Here is a 16,068-nt window from a genome sequence, read left to right as displayed (position 1 = left end):
TCAGGGTCGTCAATAATAGTTGTGTGCGCAACGATCATCGTTGATTTCGATCAATGAATCGCTTCCTTGACAGGGCGCGCAGCGGCGATGTTTTGCCGTGTTCCCCCCAACCATGCAAGCAGCCGCCACTTGCGGCAGGAGCGTCAAATTGAATTCATACGATTCCAAATCGCACGGCCTCGGGGATCTACCGCCCACGCCGCTGGGCACCGAGCGGCAGGTCGTAGACAAGGTCACGCGCCACCTGATGTGGTTTTTGTTCCTGCTGTTCGTTGTTTCCTTTCTGGACCGCATCAACATCGGCTTTGCGGGCCTGACGATGATGAAGGACCTGGGCCTGACGAGCACCCAGTTTGGCCTGGCGACCACCTTGTTCTACATCGCCTACATCTCCTGCGGCATTCCGAGCAACCTCGTGCTGGCGCGCATTGGTGCCAGGAAGTGGATCGGCTCGATCATGATTGCCTGGGGCCTGGCCTCGACCGCGACGATGTTTGCGACCAGTCCCGAGAGTCTGTATTTCTTTCGTATCCTGGTGGGCATCACCGAAGCTGGCTTCTTGCCGGGCATGCTGCTGTACCTGACGTATTGGTTTCCCTCGGCCTACCGGGCCCGAGCCAATGCCTTGTTCATGATCGCCATGCCGGTCACCGCTGCCGTCGGCTCGGCAATCTCGGGGGTCATCCTGAGCATGGACGGGATGCTGGGCCTGAAGGGCTGGCAGTGGCTGTTCCTGCTCGAGGGTCTGCCGGCTGCCATCCTCGGCGTGGTGGTGTACTTCTACCTCAACGACTCGCCCACACAGGCCCGCTGGCTGACGAGCCTGGAAAAAACCACGCTGGCCCGCATGCTGGCGGCTGAACACCAGGCTGATCCCGTCGCCAAACCTGCCGGTCCCAAGGTCAGCCTGCTGTCCGAGCTGACCTCCGCGACCGTGCTCAAATTCTCGGTGGCCTACTTCTGCCTGGTCAACAGTCTGGCGATGGTGGCGGTCTGGACGCCGCTGATCGTCAAGAGTTTTAGCGGCGGCGCGAGCAACACGACCATCGGGCTGCTGGCCGCGATTCCGTCCATCTGCACCGTCATCGGCATGATCTGGTGGGGCCGGCGCTCCGACCGGGCGCAGGAGCGCCGCTGGCACACCGTGCTGCCCATGCTGCTGGCCGCCAGCGGCTGGCTCATCACGGCCTATTCGCCGCAGCCTGCCCTGCAGCTGCTGGGCATCTGCCTGGCCTCGACCGGCGCCTACACCGCCATGTCGATCTTCTGGACTACCCCTGACCATGCGCTGAGCTTTACGGCGCGGGCGCTGGGCATCGCCGTGATCAATGCCGTCGGCAATATCGGCTCGGCCCTGAATCCGCTGGTCGTGGGCTGGCTCAAGGATGCGACGCAGAGTTTTGCCACCGGCCTGATCTACGCCTCGGTGCTGCTGGTCGTGGGCTGCGCGATCATGCTGATCGTGCCGATTCCCCGCACACCGAAGCCTGCCCTTTCTTGAGCACCTTGTTTGAATCTGTATGCCATCGCGCAACGTCCCATTGCCCGTTATTAATTAGTTAGCCCACCGAAGCCCCAACCATGCACCAACCCACCACCGAAGCCCGTCCTTCCATTTACTACAACTATCAGGTGTTCAAGCCCTGGCTGCCTTCGGCCCATGCGGCGCAGGAGCGCAAGCAGGTGGTGATCGCCGGCTCCGGCCCGGCGGGCATGGTGGCCGCGCTGGAGTTGGCCCGACTGGGCGTGCCCAGCGTGGTGCTGACGTCCGAACTGCAGGTATCGCAAGGCAGCCGCGCCATCGTCTTCACGCGCCGCTCGATGGAAATCCTGCAGCAGGTGGGCGTGGCCGACCGCATGACCGAAAACGGCCTGCCCTGGCGTTTCGGCAACTCCTATTACGGTGGCCAGCGCGTGTTCCGCATGGAAGCTCCGCATGACGCGGACGACCGCTTCTTCCCGATGATCAACATCCAGCAGCAATACATGGAGGAATACCTGCTCGATGCCTGCCAGGCGAACCCGCTGATCGACCTGCGCTGGGGCAACAAGGTGGTCAAGGTGGACCAGGCGCCCGGCGTGGCCCGTGTCACCGTCGATACGCCCGAAGGCCCGTACACGCTGGAGACCGACTGGCTGGTGGCCGCCGACGGGGGCCGCTCCGAAATCCGCACCGCCATGAACCTGCAGATGGAAGGCTCCTCCTACGAAGGGTTCTTCGTGATCGCCGACATCCGGGTCGATCTGCCGCTGCCGACCGAGCGCCTCGCTTACTTTGACCCCGAATGGAACCCCGGCAACACCATCCTGATGCACCGCGAGCCGCATGGCATCTGGCGCGTGGACTACCAGCTGCCCCCCGGCGAAACGCCCGAGGAAGCGCTCAAGCCCGCGTCGCTCAAGGCCCGCATCGACGCCCAGCTGGCCATGATCGGCCACGCCGGCGTGCCGTGGGAAATGGACTGGAACTCGGTCTATTCCGCGCGCACGCTGACGCTGCCCGACTACGTGCAGGGCCGCGTGATCTTCACCGGCGACGCCGCCCACCTGCTGCCGATCTTCGGCGTGCGCGGCGCCAACACCGCCTTCCAGGACGCGCAATCGCTGGCCTGGCACCTGGCCTTCGTGGTCAGGGGCCTGGCCGGTGAAAAGCTGCTGGCCAACCACAGCGCCGAACGCGTCGGCGCGGCGCGCGAGATTATCGACGAAGCGGGCAAGAGCACACGCTTCATGGCGCCGCCCAGCCCGGGTTTCCGCCTGCTGCGCGATGCCGTGCTGTCGCTGTCGCTGACCGAGGAATTCGTGCGGCCGCTCTACCACTGGCGCACCTCGCGTCCGCATGAGTACACCGACTCGATGCTCAACAGCCAGGGCGACGACAACGCGCTGTTCCGCTCCGGCCCCGCCCACGGCGCGCCGCCGCAAAACATCCGCCTGGCGCCCAACGACTTCCTGCTCGACCACCTGGGCGGCGGTTTTGACCTGCTGTACTTCACGGACGCTGCCGCGCTTCCTGAACCCATGCAGCAAGTGCTGGCGGCCACCCGCGCCAAAGGCGTGCCGATCAAGGTGATTGCCGTCGGTGCCGCCCAGCCCGTGGCCGGCGCCGACCTGACCCTGGCTGACGCCGACGGCCATTTCCGCAAGCGCTACGGCGTGCAGGCCAGCGGTGCCGCCTACCTGCTGCGCCCCGACCAGCACATCTGCGCGCGCTGGCTGACGCTGGACGCCACGCGCCTGCAAGCCGCCCTCAATATCGCCCTGCCCCAGTAATAGGAAAGCTCCATGACTGCCACCAAAAACGCCCTGACCATCCCTGGCCTGGAAACCGTGTACGACGCCCTGGCGACGGCCATCGACCAGGCCGGCCACGACAAGGCCGAACTGTTCCTGGTCAAGCTGGCGCTGCTGAACGCCAATGCCCTGGCCAACCCCAAGACCTTCGACGCCCATGTCCAGGCCGCGCTGCGTGACCTGTGATGCTTTGAGCCAGACGGTCCCAGCCTGATACTTACTTTTTTTTGAGGTGCCCCATGAAAATCCAGAAAATCCATCACGTCGCTTATCGCTGCAAGGACGCCAAGGAAACGGTCGAGTGGTACGGCAAGTACCTGGACATGAAATTCATCCTGGCGATTGCCGAGAACGAGGTGCCCTCGACCAAGGCGCCCGATCCCTACATGCATGTTTTTCTCGATGCCGGCAACGGCAACGTGCTGGCCTTTTTCGAGCTGCCGACCCAGCCGCCCATGGGCCGTGACCCCAACACCCCCGAGTGGACCCAGCACCTGGCGCTGCAGGTCGAATCGATGGAAGCCCTGATGGACGCCAAGGCCCGCTTAGAGGCCGACGGCATTTCGGTGCTGGGCCCGACGGACCACACCATCTTCAAGTCCATCTATTTCTTCGACCCGAGCGGCCACCGCCTGGAGCTGTGCGCGAACACCGGCACACCGAAGATGGCCAAGATGCTCGACGAAGCCAAGTGGGACATGCTCAACGAATGGGCCGTGACCAAAAAAGCACCCCAGCATGCGCGCTGGATGCATGACGGCAGCTACGCCGGAGAATGACGACCATGACGCTACTCAACGAAACCCACGATCCGGCGCTGCGCAGCTGGGTCACGTCCGCCAATGCGGCGGGCAATGACTTCCCTATCCAGAACCTGCCGTTCGCGGTCTTCCGCCGCAAGGGCAGCCTTGAGGCCTTCCGCGGCGGCGTGGCCATTGGTGACCAGATCCTGGACCTGGCCGCTGCCGCGGCCGCTGGCGTGTTCGGCGGCGAGGCCGGGTCCGCGGCGCAGGCCGGCGCGCAGGACAAGCTCAACGCCCTCATGGCGCTGGGCGCAAGCGCCTGGACTGCCTTGCGCCTGGCGCTGTCGCGCGCCCTGCGCGAAGGCGCGGCCGAGCAAGGCCAGCTGGCCGCCTGCCTGATGCCGCAGCAGGAGGCCGAATACGGCGTGCCCGCGCGCATCGGCGACTACACCGATTTTTATACCTCGGTCTATCACGCCACCAACATCGGGCGCCAGTTCCGTCCCGACAACCCGCTGCTGCCCAACTTCAAGTGGATTCCCATCGGTTACCACGGACGCGCGTCGAGCATTGGGGTATCGGGCCAGACCTTCCCGCGGCCAGTGGGCCAGACCCTGCCGCCGGGGGCGAGCGAGCCCTCGTTCGGCTCGTGCAAGCGGCTGGACTACGAGCTCGAGCTGGGCGTTTTCATGGGCAGCGGCAACGCGCTGGGCGCGCCTATCGCCATCACCGAAGCCGAGGCCAGCGTGTTCGGGCTGTGCCTGCTCAACGACTGGTCGGCCCGGGACATCCAGGCTTGGGAGTACCAGCCGCTGGGCCCCTTCCTGTCGAAGAATTTCGCCACGACCATCTCGCCGTGGATCGTGACGCTGGAGGCCCTGACGCCGTACCGCTTGCCTTTCACGCGGCCAGCCGATGATCCGCAACCGCTGCCCTATCTCGATGCGCCGGCCAACTGGGCGCAGGGCGCCATTGACGTGCAGCTCGAAGTCTTGCTGCAAACGCAAGCCATGCGTGACCAAGGCCAGGCGGCCACGCGCCTGACGCACACCAGCTACCGGCACGCTTACTGGACGGTGGCCCAGATGGTGACCCACCACACGGTCAATGGCTGCAACCTGCAGCCCGGCGACCTGCTGGGCACCGGCACCCTGTCGGGCCCGACGCTGGACCAGGCCGGCGCGCTGATCGAGCTGACCGTGGGCGGCAAGCAGCCGCTGACGCTGCCCAATGGCCAGACGCGCGGCTACCTCGAAGATGGCGACGCGGTGGTGCTGCGCGGCTGGTGCGAAAAGACCGGGGCGGCGCGCATCGGCTTTGGCGAGTGTGTAGGCACTGTGCTGCCGGCCCGCCAGGTTTAGCGCGAAGGACTGATTGCCATGCTGGTGCTTTACACCTACTTTCGCAGCTCGGCCTCGTACCGCGTGCGCATCGCCTTGGCGCTCAAGGGCCTGGCCTACGAGGCGGTTCCCGTGCACCTGGTGCGCGGCGGCGGCGAGCAGCATTCGGCCGCGTTTGCCACGCTCAACCCGGCCGAGCTCGTCCCGGTGCTGGTGGACGGCGAGGTCACGCTCACCCAGTCGCTGCCCATCATCGAATACCTCGACGAGGTGCATCCCGCGCCCGCTTTGCTGCCGCCGGATGCGGCCGGACGGGCGCGGGTGCGCGCCATCGCCCAGACCATCGCGTGCGAGATTCACCCGCTGAACAACCTGCGCGTCTTGCAGCGCCTGGAAGCAACCCTGGGCGCCAGCGCCCAGGCCAAAAGTGCCTGGTACGCCCACTGGGTGGCGCTGGGCTTCACGGTGGTCGAATCCATGCTCAGCGAAAGCGCAGCCACCGGCCGGTACTGCCATGGCGACACGCCGACGCTGGCCGATTGCTGCCTGGTGCCGCAGATCTACAACGCCGAGCGCTTTGGCATCTCGCTCGCTGCCTACCCGACGCTTTGCCGCATTGGCGAAGCCTGCATGGAGTTGCCCGCCTTTGAGCGTGCCGCCCCAGAGGCCCAGGCCGACGCCGCATAACGCGTATCTATCCAAGGGAAATAGGCGTCACCGATGTGTGTACCACCGTGCTGCCAGGGCCTGTGGCGAACGTCATCCATTCACTCTCACTGAAAGAAAATCATGACAAAGAAACAGGCCGCCATCGTGACCGGCTCGACCAGCGGCATTGGCCTGGCCATTGCGCAGGCACTGGCGGGCGCCGGCACGAACGTGATGCTCAACGGCTTCGGCGACCCCGAGGCGATCGAAGCGCTGTGCCGGCAACTCGCCGATGAGACCGGTGTGCTGGTAGCCTACAGCGCAGCCGACATGAGTCAGCCAGCCGAGATCGCACAGATGGTGGCGCAGGCCGAGGAAGCTTTCGGCGGCGTGGACATCCTGGTCAACAACGCCGGTGTGCAGCATGTCGCGCCAGTGGATGAGTTCCCCGATGCCAAGTGGGACCAGATCATCGGCATCAACCTGTCGTCGAACTTTCATACCATCAAGGCAGTGCTGCCGGGGATGAAGCGCCGCAACCAGGGGCGCATCGTCAACATCGCTTCGGCGCATGGGCTGGTGGCCTCGCCGTTCAAGTCGGCTTACGTCGCCGCCAAGCATGGCGTGGTCGGCCTGACCAAGGCGGTGGCCCTGGAAGTGGCCGAGACCGGCATCACCGTGAACGCCGTCTGCCCGGGCTACGTGCGCACACCGCTGGTCGATGCCCAGATCAAGGACCAGGCCCGGGCGCACAACATGCCCGAGGAACGCGTGATCCGCGAAGTGATCCTGGCGTCGCAGCCGAACAAGCGCTTCGTCGAGCTGAAGGAGCTGGGCCAGCTGGTCGTGTTCCTGTGCTCGGACGCGGCCGCCTCGATCACGGGCGCCGCGCTGCCGATCGAAGGCGGCTGGACGGCACGCTGAGGACTTGACATGGACCCCCTGCAACCCCGCACTCCCGGCCAGAGCGATCAGGGAAAGATCGTCTCGGCCGCCGACGCCGTCGCGCTGATCCGCGACGGCGACACCATCGCCACGTCCGGTTTCGTCGGCATCGGCTTTGCTGAAGAAGTCGCCATTGCGCTCGAAGAGCGCTTTGTGGCAAGCGGCGCGCCGCGCCAGCTGACCCTGGTCTATGCAGCGGGCCAGGGCGACGGCCAGGGCAAGGGCCTGAACCACCTGGCGCACGAAGGGCTGGTGCGCCGGGTCATTGGCGGGCACTGGGGACTGGTGCCCAAGCTGGGCCGCCTGGCGGTCGAGGGGCGTATCGAAGCCTACAACTTGCCCCAGGGCGTGATCTCCTGCCTGTTTCGCGACATCGCGGGCGGGCGACCCGGCCACCTGAGCCATGTCGGGCTGGGCACTTTCGTCGATCCGCGCCTGGGCGGGGGCAAGATCAACGCGCGAACCACCGAAGACCTGGTCGAGGTGAGCCACCTGGGCGGGCGCGAAAGCCTGTTCTACAAGGCCTTTCCCATCCACGTCGCCATCATCCGCGCCACCACCGCCGACCCCGACGGCAACCTGACGATGGAGCGCGAGGCCTTGACGCTGGAGAACCTGTCGATCGCCACGGCAGCGCACAACAGTGGCGGCATCGTCATCGCGCAGGTCGAGAGGATCACCGAGCGCGGCATGCTCAACCCCCGCCAGGTCAAGGTGCCTGGCGTGCTGGTTGACTGCGTTGTCGTTGCCCGTCCCGAGAACCATTGGCAGACCTTTGGCACTGCTTACCATCCCGGCTACAGCGGCGAGATGCGCGTGCCGGCGAGCAGCGCCGAAGTCATGGCGCTGGACGAGCGAAAAATCATCGCGCGCCGGGCCGCGCTCGAGCTCCAGGCCAACAGCGTGGTCAATCTCGGTATCGGCATGCCCGAAGGCATCGCCAACGTCGCCAACGAAGAAAAAGTCATCGACCTGCTGACCCTGACGGCCGAGCCCGGCGTGATGGGCGGGGTGCCGGCCGGTGGCGCGAACTTCGGCGCCGCCATCAACACCCAGGCCATCATCGACCAGCCCTACCAGTTCGACTTCTACGACGGCGGCGGGCTCGACATCGCCTTCCTCGGCCTGGCGCAGGCGGACATGCAGGGCAACCTCAACGTCAGCAAGTTCGGACCGCGCCTGGCCGGTGCCGGCGGCTTCATCAACATCAGCCAGAACGCCAAGAAGGTGGTGTTCGTCGGCACCTTCAACGCCGGCAAGCTGCAGTTCGATGTTCGCGGCGGCGCCTTGCACATCGTGCGCGACGGCAAAACGGTCAAGTTCGTTCGAGAAGTCGAGCACCGCACGTTTAGCGGCCCCTTGGCGGCGCGGCGCGGGCAACCGGTGCTCTTCATCACCGAGCGCTGCGTGTTCCGCCTGGTTGAAGGTGGGCTAGAGCTGACGGAGATTGCGCCAGGCATCGACCTGGCGCGCGACGTGCTCGCGCAAATGGAATTCGCGCCCCTCATCAAGGCGCCGCCGCGCCTGATGGACGCGCGCATCTTCAGCCCGGAGCCCATGCGGCTGCGCGAGGACATGCTGCGCCTGCCGCTGGCGCAGCGCTTCACCTTCGATGCGCAGCAAGGCTTGTTCTTTGCCAATTTCGAAGGCTGGACGGTACGCAGCGAAGCCGATGTTCAGGAGATCAGGGCGCATCTCGAGCAGCGCCTGCAGGCCCTGGGCCGCAAGGTTCCGGCGATCGTGGACTACGACAACTTCACCGTGCTGCCCGATGCGCTGGAGGCCTATATCGAGATGGCCCATGAGGTGGCCGAGCGCCACTACAGCCGGGTGTCGCGCTACACGACCAGCGCCTTCCTTCGCAGCAAGCTCGGCGACGCATTGAGCCGGCGGGGCGTGGCGCCCCACATCTTCGAGAGCGCCGATGAGGCGAGGCAACACCTTGGACCCCCAGCGCCTTGATTCCTGGCAGGTGGGCTGCGCGACGGTACTGCCGAATCGAAAATGCATCTCTGCTGGATCCAGGGAGCGCTGCGTAACATCAGACAGTTCATTGCCTTTTCCCATGAATGAGCACATAACCACCAGAACGCCTGGCTCTCTTGAGAAACAACCGGTGAGGATCCCGCTGTTAGGCGGTTGACGACACCGGTGTAATCACGAAGCCCAGAACAGTGGCACGGCGCTGTAACGCGGCAATTGATCGCTGGCGCTGCTGCTCTTCATAGTGCTGCTGACCCTGATCGACGTAGTCCTCGCCGCGTGTGAGCATGAAATAGACCATCCGGGCAAGCTTGTGGGCCACCGCTGTATTGGCCCGAGGCTTGTCCATGCGTGCGCAAAGCCGACGATAGAAGGCGCCGAGCGCCGAGCCGTTGCGCGACAAACTCATGGCGGCCAGTTTCAGTGCCTGGCGTACGCGATTCGTAGATCGCCGTGTGCGTGCCGAGAGCACCTTGCCCCCGCTGATCTTGGTGCCTGGACACAAACACAGCCAGGAACAAAAGTGCTTGACGTTGGCGAAACGGCTCAGGTCGGGGCCAATTTCGGAGAGCACCGTCAGCACCGAGGTTACGGCCAGTCCGTTGATGCGCGTGAGGTCCACCCCCGCCCAGCGCGCCAAGGCTGTGCGCAGATCAAAGCCCGGGGTGTTCTTGCCAGCCCTCTTTGTCGGCCCAGCCAGTTGAACTTCATGCTGGCCCAGCGGTGCCAGCAAGGTATCGAGCTTGGCATCGCACTCGGCGATGCGCACCGCCAGGCTGTCGTACATCGCCAGCGCCTGCGCCAGCACGAACAGGTGCTCTTCGCGCCAGTTGCCGGTCAACGCTTTCGTAATTTTTTCTGCGCTGGCCTTGACGCGGCTGTGGCGGTGACGCGCCAGCGCCTGGGGGTCGCGCTCGCCGGCCACAATGTCGCGGATGATGGCCTGCCCGGTCATGCCCATGACATCGGTGAGCACCTCGGTGAGCTGGATGTTCATCTGCACCAGCGCCTTTTGCATTCGCTGCACCCAGCTGGCCTGCTCGATGAGCAGCACCTCGCGCTGGCGCACGATGGCGCGCACCACGCACGCCTCCTCGGCAGGCCGCCAGGCCGCGCGCAGGAAGCCCAGGCTCATGAGCTTTTGCAGCCACTGGCAGTCCTGCACGTCGCTCTTGCGCCCGGGCACGTACTTCATCTGCCGCGCATCGACCAGCCAGACCTTCAGGCCGCGCTGCTCGAGCACCTCGTGCACCGGGATCCAGTACACGCCCGTGGATTCCAGCGCCACCGTGTCCACGCCGCACGCGAGCAGCCAGTCGGCCATCGCGTTCAAGTCGTCCGTCATCGCGCCGTACTCGCGCACCGGATCATCGGCCAGATGCGCGGGCACCGCCACCCAGTGGCTCGATGCGCCGATGTCAATGCCCGCGGCATTGGGAAACACCTCGTCTTCTCGCTTTCGCATTGCCATAATCACGCTCCATGAAGGTTAATGAACGGCAGCGCCATGGGAGACGTCGAATTCGACTCGATCTCTTGAACGGGATGCGCATTGCTGCGCTCACCACTGTCGCCGACGAATCCCGGACCATGCTCTCAGGCGGGTTCCCCCCGGTGTCAGAATTGTTGTCGCCTCCGATTTTTCGCGGGTTATCCGCACCGGAGCGACATTTCATGCACAGAAAACCTCATTCACATCACTCCCCCGAATTCAAGGAGCAGGCGCTTCTCAAAGCGCGGCATCGCGGTACGCGTTCAATTCTGAGCATTGCCAGCGAGCTGAACATGTCTCCTGGCACCCTCAAGAGATGGGTGCTGGATTCAGCCAAGGCTGGCGAACAGGCACCCGGCGAGACAAGCCCTGCGCTGGACGGACCTGCAGCGGCCTGGTCACCCGCACAGCGCCTGACGGCCTTGCAGGAAAGCTACCCATTGAATGGCTCAGCCCTGGCGGCATGGTGCCGCGAGCATGGCGTCTTCGAGCACCAGCTGACGCAGTGGCGCGAAGAGTTTTGCACGCCTGCCGTACCCGCCTCGCGCGAGGCGAGCAGCGCCTTTCGAGAGCTGCAGCGCCAGCACGAGCAACTCCAGCGTGAGCTCAGGCGCAAGGAGAAAGCGCTGGCCGAGGTGGCTGCACTGCTGGTGCTGCAAAAAAACTTCCAGGCGCTGCTGGAGGGCGCGGACAAATGACGTCCGTCCAGCAGCGCCAAAAGTTGCTCGGCCTGATCGGCAAAGCCTGCACCGACGGGGCACGTTTGAGCCGGGCTTGCCGCCAGATCGGCCTGTCGTGCCGCAGCGTGCAGCGCTGGCAGCGCACGGGGGCGGCCGAGGGGGACCAGCGCCCTTCGGGCAAGCGGCGCTACGTGTGCCCACCGAACAAGCTGCGTGAAGAAGAGCGCCAGGCCGTGATGGCCGCGCTCAACAGCGAAGCGTTCAAGGACTTGCCACCGAGTCAAGTCGTGCCTCGCCTGGCGGACACAGGCGTCTATGTAGCCTCGGAGTCCACGATGTACCGCCTGCTGCGACAGGAGGGCCAACTGGCCCACCGGCGCTCGGAACGCGCAGCGCAAAAGCGCAGCCGGCCGCGCGCCCTGGCCGCGACCGGGCCCGATCAGGTGTTTTGCTGGGATATTACGTATCTGCCGACCCAGGTGCGCGGCCAGCACTTTTACCTGTACCTGTTCGAGGACTTGTTCAGCCGCAAGATTGTCGGCTGGCAGGTGTTCGATGGCGAGAGCGCCGAGCTGGCCGGCCAGTTGCTGCGAGACATCTGTGCGCGGCAAAACATTCGCCCGGGCCAGCTGACGGTGCATTCGGACAATGGCGCGCCGATGAAGGGCGAGACCATGCTCGCCACCATGCAGCGCCTGGGCGTGGCCCACACGCGCAGCCGGCCGGCGGTCAGCAACGACAATCCGTACGTGGAATCGGCGTTCAGAACGCTGAAGTACCGCCCCCAGCTACCCGTCAAGCCGTTTGAAAACCTGCTGGCCGCGCGGCGTTGGGTCACGGAGTTGGCGCACTGGTACAACAACGAGCATCGCCACAGCGCCATCGGCTTCGTGACACCGGCACAGCGCCATGCCGGCCTGGACAGGGCCTTGCTTGAAGAGCGCTCGCTCGTCTATGAACGGGCCCGCCAGGAAAATCCTCAACGCTGGTCAGGGCAGGCCCGCCAGTGGGCGCATGTCGATACCGTTCACCTCAACCCTGAAACCGAGCAACAAACCAAGGAGCCTGAACACAAGCAAAAAACAGCCTGACTCACTTCACTTCAGGCGACAACTTCCTTGACAGCCACCGGTTCGCTTGAAGCTCGCACCATTGTCTGGTCGGTCATCTCGGCGCTGCCGTTCACTTTTTAACCGATGTGGCCCATGTTTCTCCGCCTACGCCGGGTCCGACAACGGGCCTGGATTGCTCTCAAGAAACACAAATTTTGAACATCAACTTCATAACCCAAAGTAATGTTTCTTCGCGAACGCCTGCCACGCTTGCGGGGTTGGGAAGCTCAAAACTTGTAAGTTTTGAACTGCTGGCCAGGCATTGATGACAAGCGACTGGTGTCACTTTGCACTCAAAAAACGCTTTTTATCGTTAGCGATCCAGCCGGCCCCGCCCGGACTCCGAGCCGAAGAAACTTGTGTGGCATGCGCTGGAGTACCGTCACTGTGCGTGCCACACATGACCGGAAAGCCATTGGTGCCTTTTTGGCCCGTACGTTAGCGTGGTCGGGTTGCGTCTTCGACATTGGTGAGGCTCATGGCAGCCGATTAGCTTGCCTTGACCATCCCGTTTAAGAGACTGAGCATTCAAGACGTTTATCCCGCGTGGCATGCATCGTTGAACCCTTGTCGCAAAGGAGCGCGCCATGCCCAAGACTGTCAGAAAATCACCCGAGGCCTCACCTGCATCCAAAGCCAAGCCGATTCGCAAGCGAGCCAAGACGGCAAGCTTGAGCATCGCCTACCCCAACGCCTGCGGCATCGACATCGGTGCCACCAGCCATTTCGTCGCCGTTCCTGCGGACCGGGATGCTGAGCCAGTACAGGAATTTGCCGCCTTCACCGCCGATCTTGAGCGCCTGGTGCGGTGGCTGCGCCAGTGCGCCATCACGGCCGTGGCGATGGAGTCCACCGGTGTGTACTGGATACCCTTGTTCGAGATGCTCGATGCCGCAGGGTTTGAAGTCCACCTGGTCAACGCCCGCCACGTCAGGAGTGTGCCTGGACGCAAGAGCGACGTGCTGGACTGTCAGTGGCTGCAGCAACTGATGAGTTATGGGTTGCTGCGCGGCGGCTTTCGACCGCCTGAGGAGGTCTGCGCCCTGCGTGCCGTCTGGCGTCACCGCGACATGCTGCTGTCCTACCAGGCACGCCATGTCCAGCATTTGCAGAAGGCGATGACGCAGATGAATGTGCAGTTGCACCACGTCATCTCCGACATCATGGGGGTGACCGGCCAGGCCATCGTGCGCGCCATCGTCGCTGGCGAGCGCGATGCCGCCACCCTGGCCAAGCTGCGGGACCGTCGCATCAAGGCTGACGAGGCCGAAGTCGCAGCCGCGCTACAGGGCAACTGGCGCGACGAGCACCTGTTTACCCTCAAGCAGGCGCTGGCCTTGATTGACACCTACGCCGTGCAGATCACCGAGTGCGACGGCAAACTGCAACAGTTGCTGGCCAACCTGAAAGGCCACGAGTTACCCGAGGACGGCCTGGGTGCGCCCAAGCGTGGCACTCCGGCGAAGAACTCGGTGGGCTTTGACGCGCGAACTTCCCTGTTTGAGGCCAGCGGCGTGGACCTGACGCGCATTCCGGGCATCGATACCAGCACCGCGTTGAAAGTCATCAGCGAGATTGGCGTTGATCTGGCACGCTTTCCTACCGTGAAGCACTTCACATCCTGGCTGGGCTTGTGTCCGGGAACGAAGATTTCAGGTGGCAAGGTACTCTCAAGTGCCACCAAGCCCTGTGCTAACCGCGCCGCCCAGGCCTTGCGCATGGCCGCGCAGGCGCTGCGCAAAAGTCAAACTGCACTGGGCGCGCATCACCGCCGACTGTGCTCACGCATGGACAAACCCAAGGCCATCACCGCCAGCGCACACAAGCTGGCGCGGCTGGTGTATTTCATGCTGACCAAGGGTCAGGCCTTTGTCGAGGCCGGGCAGGATGAATACGAAGAACGGTATCGCCAGCGGGTGGTGCAAAATCTGGCCAAGCGAGCCCGTGAAATGGGCTTCGAACTCAAACCCAAGGAACTACGGCCCGCATGACTTCAGACTTCAGAAATCCAGGGCGGGCTGGGGAAGTTTCTTAAGAGTTGTTTTATGCAAACTTGACTGACTTGTCCGCAGCGTCAAGGAATTGATAAACTTGGTTATTCAGCTGGACAAGCAAAGCGTACAGTTCAAAAGCCTGACCAACGCCATCGACACAGTTCGTAACCTCGGGCTGAGCACTGCATAAAACAAGAACAAGGTCAGATGGATCGACTACAAAATATCGAAGCCTTTGTACGGGTTGCACAAACGCAAAGCTTTGCAGAAGCCGCCCGGCAGTTGCGTGTTTCTCGCTCGGTAATCACTACCCGGATCAAGCAATTGGAAGAGTATGTGGGCGCGCCACTGTTTCACCGTAGCACGCGCATGGTGCGTCTCAGCGAAGTCGGTCAAGCCTATTTGCTCGATTGCACGGAACTGGTGGGACGTGCCAATGACATTGTGGATCAAATGCGCGATGTCAGTCATTCGCTTTCAGGAACGCTCAGGATCCATGCCTTGCCCGGTTTGGTACTGGGAAACTTTGGCGTGCTTCACAGCTTTCGCAGCGCTTATCCGGATATCCGCTTGGACCTGATAGTCAGTGATGCCGTCATCGACCCCATCAAGGCAGGGGTGGACTGTGCCTTGCAAATTTTCCCTCCGGCGACGACTGAACTCATCGCACGCCACTTGTTTTCTGTACGCCGCGTCTTTTGCGCCACACCGCAGTACCTCCAGGGACACGGCACTCCCAAGGTCCCACGAGACCTGCACAACCATAAGCTGGGGTTGTATTCAGGCTACCCGACCCGGGATCAATGGACTTTTCATCATGACAGTGAAGAGGTCACGCTCTATCTGAAAGCATCCTTGCTGACCAACAGCGTGCATCTACTGCGTGAATATGCACTGGATCACGCTGGCATCGTGTGCCTGCCCACCTTGGTAGCGGAAGACGCCATTTTGAAAGGCGATCTGCGGATTGTTCTTGCGGAACATCTCTTGTCCTCGTTCTGGCTCAGCGCTGTCTATGCGGCCACCTCGCGCAATGCCTTCAAGTTGCGCTTGTTCATAGAACATATTTCGTCAAAGTTCTCACGCATTCCGCCCTGGGATGCAGCCCTGATCGAGCGGGGTATCTTGCCTTCTCGATTGGTTGAGGCTTGACTCCTGGTTTAGGGGTAAACCCTGAAGATTGTTCGTGAAAAAAGAACAATAGAGCACGCTTCTGCTCACTACCGATGACGCTTCTTATTGTTTAAAGTTCGCTTCATCCCCAGCAAACGCTGGATTTTTGGAGGCAAAAAATGACTGTGCAATACGAAACGAAATTCGGTTCCCTCAAGAGCTATGAAAAAGGCCGTGTGGAGGCCATCGATGATGATGTCAAGCATTACGCATTTTCAAATTGCTTTGAAATTGCGAACAAATCCGCCCCTTATCAAAAGGTGGTGTTCGGTCAAAACCAGATTTACGTGCTCGAAGCACTGCGCAGCGAAGGCGTTTCTCCCTGGTTCACCTGCGCGCATGACGAATTTGCATTGAACATGGACACCGATGTCGAGGTCCATCTCATCAAACTCGACGCTGCACAGACCGTGCAGGACCCAGAAAAAGATGGTGCCGTGCTGGTGCAAGGCGAACCCAGGGGCCAGAAGATGGGGTGGATGAAGCTCAGGCGTGGCCACCAGGGCATGCTGCCCAAGAACACCGCCTACCAGTTTCGCGCCACGGAGCCAGGCGTGCTGGTCCTGCAGACCTGCAAGGGCGATTTATCGGTGGAAAAGTGGGCCGATATTTGCCAAACCACCTGAATTCCCACGAAATCGCATTTGTCCATCACTTCTGAAAG

General features: G+C 62.9%; 14 protein-coding genes and 1 pseudogene. 14 read left to right on the top strand and 1 reads right to left on the bottom strand.

From position 1 onward, the window contains the following. Positions 1 to 247 precede the first annotated feature (247 nt). The 8 genes from ABLV49_RS22310 to ABLV49_RS22275 all read left to right on the top strand — a co-directional run bounded on the left by ABLV49_RS22310 (position 248) and on the right by ABLV49_RS22275 (position 8,932). The gene (locus ABLV49_RS22310; RefSeq protein ID WP_349282469.1) at positions 248 to 1,501 is read left to right on the top strand and encodes an MFS transporter; all 1,254 of its coding nucleotides are present in this window, start codon (positions 248 to 250) and stop codon (positions 1,499 to 1,501) included. Between the two features lie 80 nt (positions 1,502 to 1,581). After that, positions 1,582 to 3,273 carry an FAD-dependent monooxygenase gene (locus tag ABLV49_RS22305; RefSeq protein WP_349282042.1) on the top strand — a complete coding sequence of 564 codons (1,692 nt, stop codon included), beginning with the start codon at positions 1,582 to 1,584 and terminating at the stop codon, positions 3,271 to 3,273. Between the two features lie 12 nt (positions 3,274 to 3,285). Beyond that, positions 3,286 to 3,480 (top strand): DUF2783 domain-containing protein, encoded by a 195-nt coding sequence (locus ABLV49_RS22300; RefSeq protein WP_349282041.1) that lies wholly within the window; start codon positions 3,286 to 3,288, stop codon positions 3,478 to 3,480. Positions 3,481 to 3,533: 53 nt separating this feature from the next. Next, positions 3,534 to 4,073: a VOC family protein gene (locus tag ABLV49_RS22295; protein WP_349282039.1), complete on the top strand. Its 540-nt coding sequence runs from the start codon at positions 3,534 to 3,536 to the stop codon at positions 4,071 to 4,073. A gap of 5 nt (positions 4,074 to 4,078) precedes the next feature. After that, entirely contained in the window at positions 4,079 to 5,398 is a 1,320-nt protein-coding gene (gene fahA, locus ABLV49_RS22290; protein ID WP_349282038.1) for a fumarylacetoacetase, read from the top strand. Between the two features lie 21 nt (positions 5,399 to 5,419). Further along, entirely contained in the window at positions 5,420 to 6,064 is a 645-nt protein-coding gene (gene maiA, locus ABLV49_RS22285) for a maleylacetoacetate isomerase (protein ID WP_349282468.1), read from the top strand. A 102-nt stretch (positions 6,065 to 6,166) separates the two neighbouring features. Further along, a complete protein-coding gene (locus tag ABLV49_RS22280; RefSeq protein ID WP_349282036.1) occupies positions 6,167 to 6,949 on the top strand; it encodes a 3-hydroxybutyrate dehydrogenase in 783 nt (260 codons plus the stop codon). Between the two features lie 9 nt (positions 6,950 to 6,958). Beyond that, positions 6,959 to 8,932 (top strand): acyl CoA:acetate/3-ketoacid CoA transferase, encoded by a 1,974-nt coding sequence (locus ABLV49_RS22275; protein ID WP_349282034.1) that lies wholly within the window; start codon positions 6,959 to 6,961, stop codon positions 8,930 to 8,932. A 169-nt stretch (positions 8,933 to 9,101) separates the two neighbouring features. Here the strand turns inward: ABLV49_RS22275 and ABLV49_RS22270 are convergent, their stop codons facing one another. Next, positions 9,102 to 10,424: an IS110 family transposase gene (locus ABLV49_RS22270; RefSeq protein WP_349282032.1), complete on the bottom strand. Its 1,323-nt coding sequence runs from the start codon at positions 10,422 to 10,424 to the stop codon at positions 9,102 to 9,104. A gap of 203 nt (positions 10,425 to 10,627) precedes the next feature. Between ABLV49_RS22270 and ABLV49_RS22265 the strand changes: the two genes are divergently transcribed. From ABLV49_RS22265 to ABLV49_RS22240, 6 genes and pseudogenes are all read left to right on the top strand, one after another. Continuing rightward, positions 10,628 to 11,143, top strand: coding sequence for a transposase (locus tag ABLV49_RS22265; RefSeq protein ID WP_349282030.1), 516 nt, complete (start codon positions 10,628 to 10,630; stop codon positions 11,141 to 11,143). Further along, positions 11,140 to 12,216 (top strand): IS3 family transposase, encoded by a 1,077-nt coding sequence (locus ABLV49_RS22260; RefSeq protein ID WP_349282028.1) that lies wholly within the window; start codon positions 11,140 to 11,142, stop codon positions 12,214 to 12,216. The genes ABLV49_RS22265 and ABLV49_RS22260 overlap by 4 nt, the downstream gene beginning before the upstream one ends. A 608-nt stretch (positions 12,217 to 12,824) precedes the next feature. After that, positions 12,825 to 14,228, top strand: coding sequence for an IS110 family transposase (locus ABLV49_RS22255; protein WP_349282026.1), 1,404 nt, complete (start codon positions 12,825 to 12,827; stop codon positions 14,226 to 14,228). Positions 14,229 to 14,298: 70 nt separating this feature from the next. Beyond that, positions 14,299 to 14,391: pseudogene (locus ABLV49_RS22250) on the top strand (recombinase family protein); the annotation flags it as partial. 47 nt (positions 14,392 to 14,438) lie between these two features. Continuing rightward, a complete protein-coding gene (locus ABLV49_RS22245) occupies positions 14,439 to 15,383 on the top strand; it encodes a LysR family transcriptional regulator (RefSeq protein WP_349282025.1) in 945 nt (314 codons plus the stop codon). A gap of 140 nt (positions 15,384 to 15,523) precedes the next feature. Then, a complete protein-coding gene (locus tag ABLV49_RS22240; protein ID WP_349282024.1) occupies positions 15,524 to 16,030 on the top strand; it encodes a hydroxyquinol 1,2-dioxygenase in 507 nt (168 codons plus the stop codon). Positions 16,031 to 16,068: the final 38 nt, after the last annotated feature.

Origin of the sequence: Polaromonas hydrogenivorans, assembly GCF_040105105.1 — a bacterium.
Lineage (GTDB): Bacteria > Pseudomonadota > Gammaproteobacteria > Burkholderiales > Burkholderiaceae_C > Polaromonas > Polaromonas hydrogenivorans.
The sequence above is the reverse complement of the archived record's forward strand: the minus strand, read 5'-3'. Positions and strand labels throughout refer to the sequence as shown.

Bases quoted from the DNA above. Each gene is read 5' to 3' on its own strand.
- ABLV49_RS22300 (WP_349282041.1), top strand. From the start codon at position 3,286: ATGACTGCCACCAAAAACGCCCTGACCATCCCTGGCCTGGAAACCGTG.
- ABLV49_RS22305 (WP_349282042.1), top strand. From the start codon at position 1,582: ATGCACCAACCCACCACCGAAGCCCGTCCTTCCATTTACTACAACTAT.
- ABLV49_RS22295 (WP_349282039.1), top strand. From the start codon at position 3,534: ATGAAAATCCAGAAAATCCATCACGTCGCTTATCGCTGCAAGGACGCC.
- ABLV49_RS22280 (WP_349282036.1), top strand. From the start codon at position 6,167: ATGACAAAGAAACAGGCCGCCATCGTGACCGGCTCGACCAGCGGCATT.
- ABLV49_RS22270 (WP_349282032.1), bottom strand. From the start codon at position 10,424: ATGGCAATGCGAAAGCGAGAAGACGAGGTGTTTCCCAATGCCGCGGGC.
- ABLV49_RS22255 (WP_349282026.1), top strand. From the start codon at position 12,825: ATGCCCAAGACTGTCAGAAAATCACCCGAGGCCTCACCTGCATCCAAA.
- ABLV49_RS22310 (WP_349282469.1), top strand. From the start codon at position 248: ATGTGGTTTTTGTTCCTGCTGTTCGTTGTTTCCTTTCTGGACCGCATC.
- ABLV49_RS22260 (WP_349282028.1), top strand. From the start codon at position 11,140: ATGACGTCCGTCCAGCAGCGCCAAAAGTTGCTCGGCCTGATCGGCAAA.
- ABLV49_RS22265 (WP_349282030.1), top strand. From the start codon at position 10,628: ATGCACAGAAAACCTCATTCACATCACTCCCCCGAATTCAAGGAGCAG.
- fahA (WP_349282038.1), top strand. From the start codon at position 4,079: ATGACGCTACTCAACGAAACCCACGATCCGGCGCTGCGCAGCTGGGTC.
- ABLV49_RS22245 (WP_349282025.1), top strand. From the start codon at position 14,439: ATGGATCGACTACAAAATATCGAAGCCTTTGTACGGGTTGCACAAACG.
- ABLV49_RS22275 (WP_349282034.1), top strand. From the start codon at position 6,959: ATGGACCCCCTGCAACCCCGCACTCCCGGCCAGAGCGATCAGGGAAAG.
- ABLV49_RS22240 (WP_349282024.1), top strand. From the start codon at position 15,524: ATGACTGTGCAATACGAAACGAAATTCGGTTCCCTCAAGAGCTATGAA.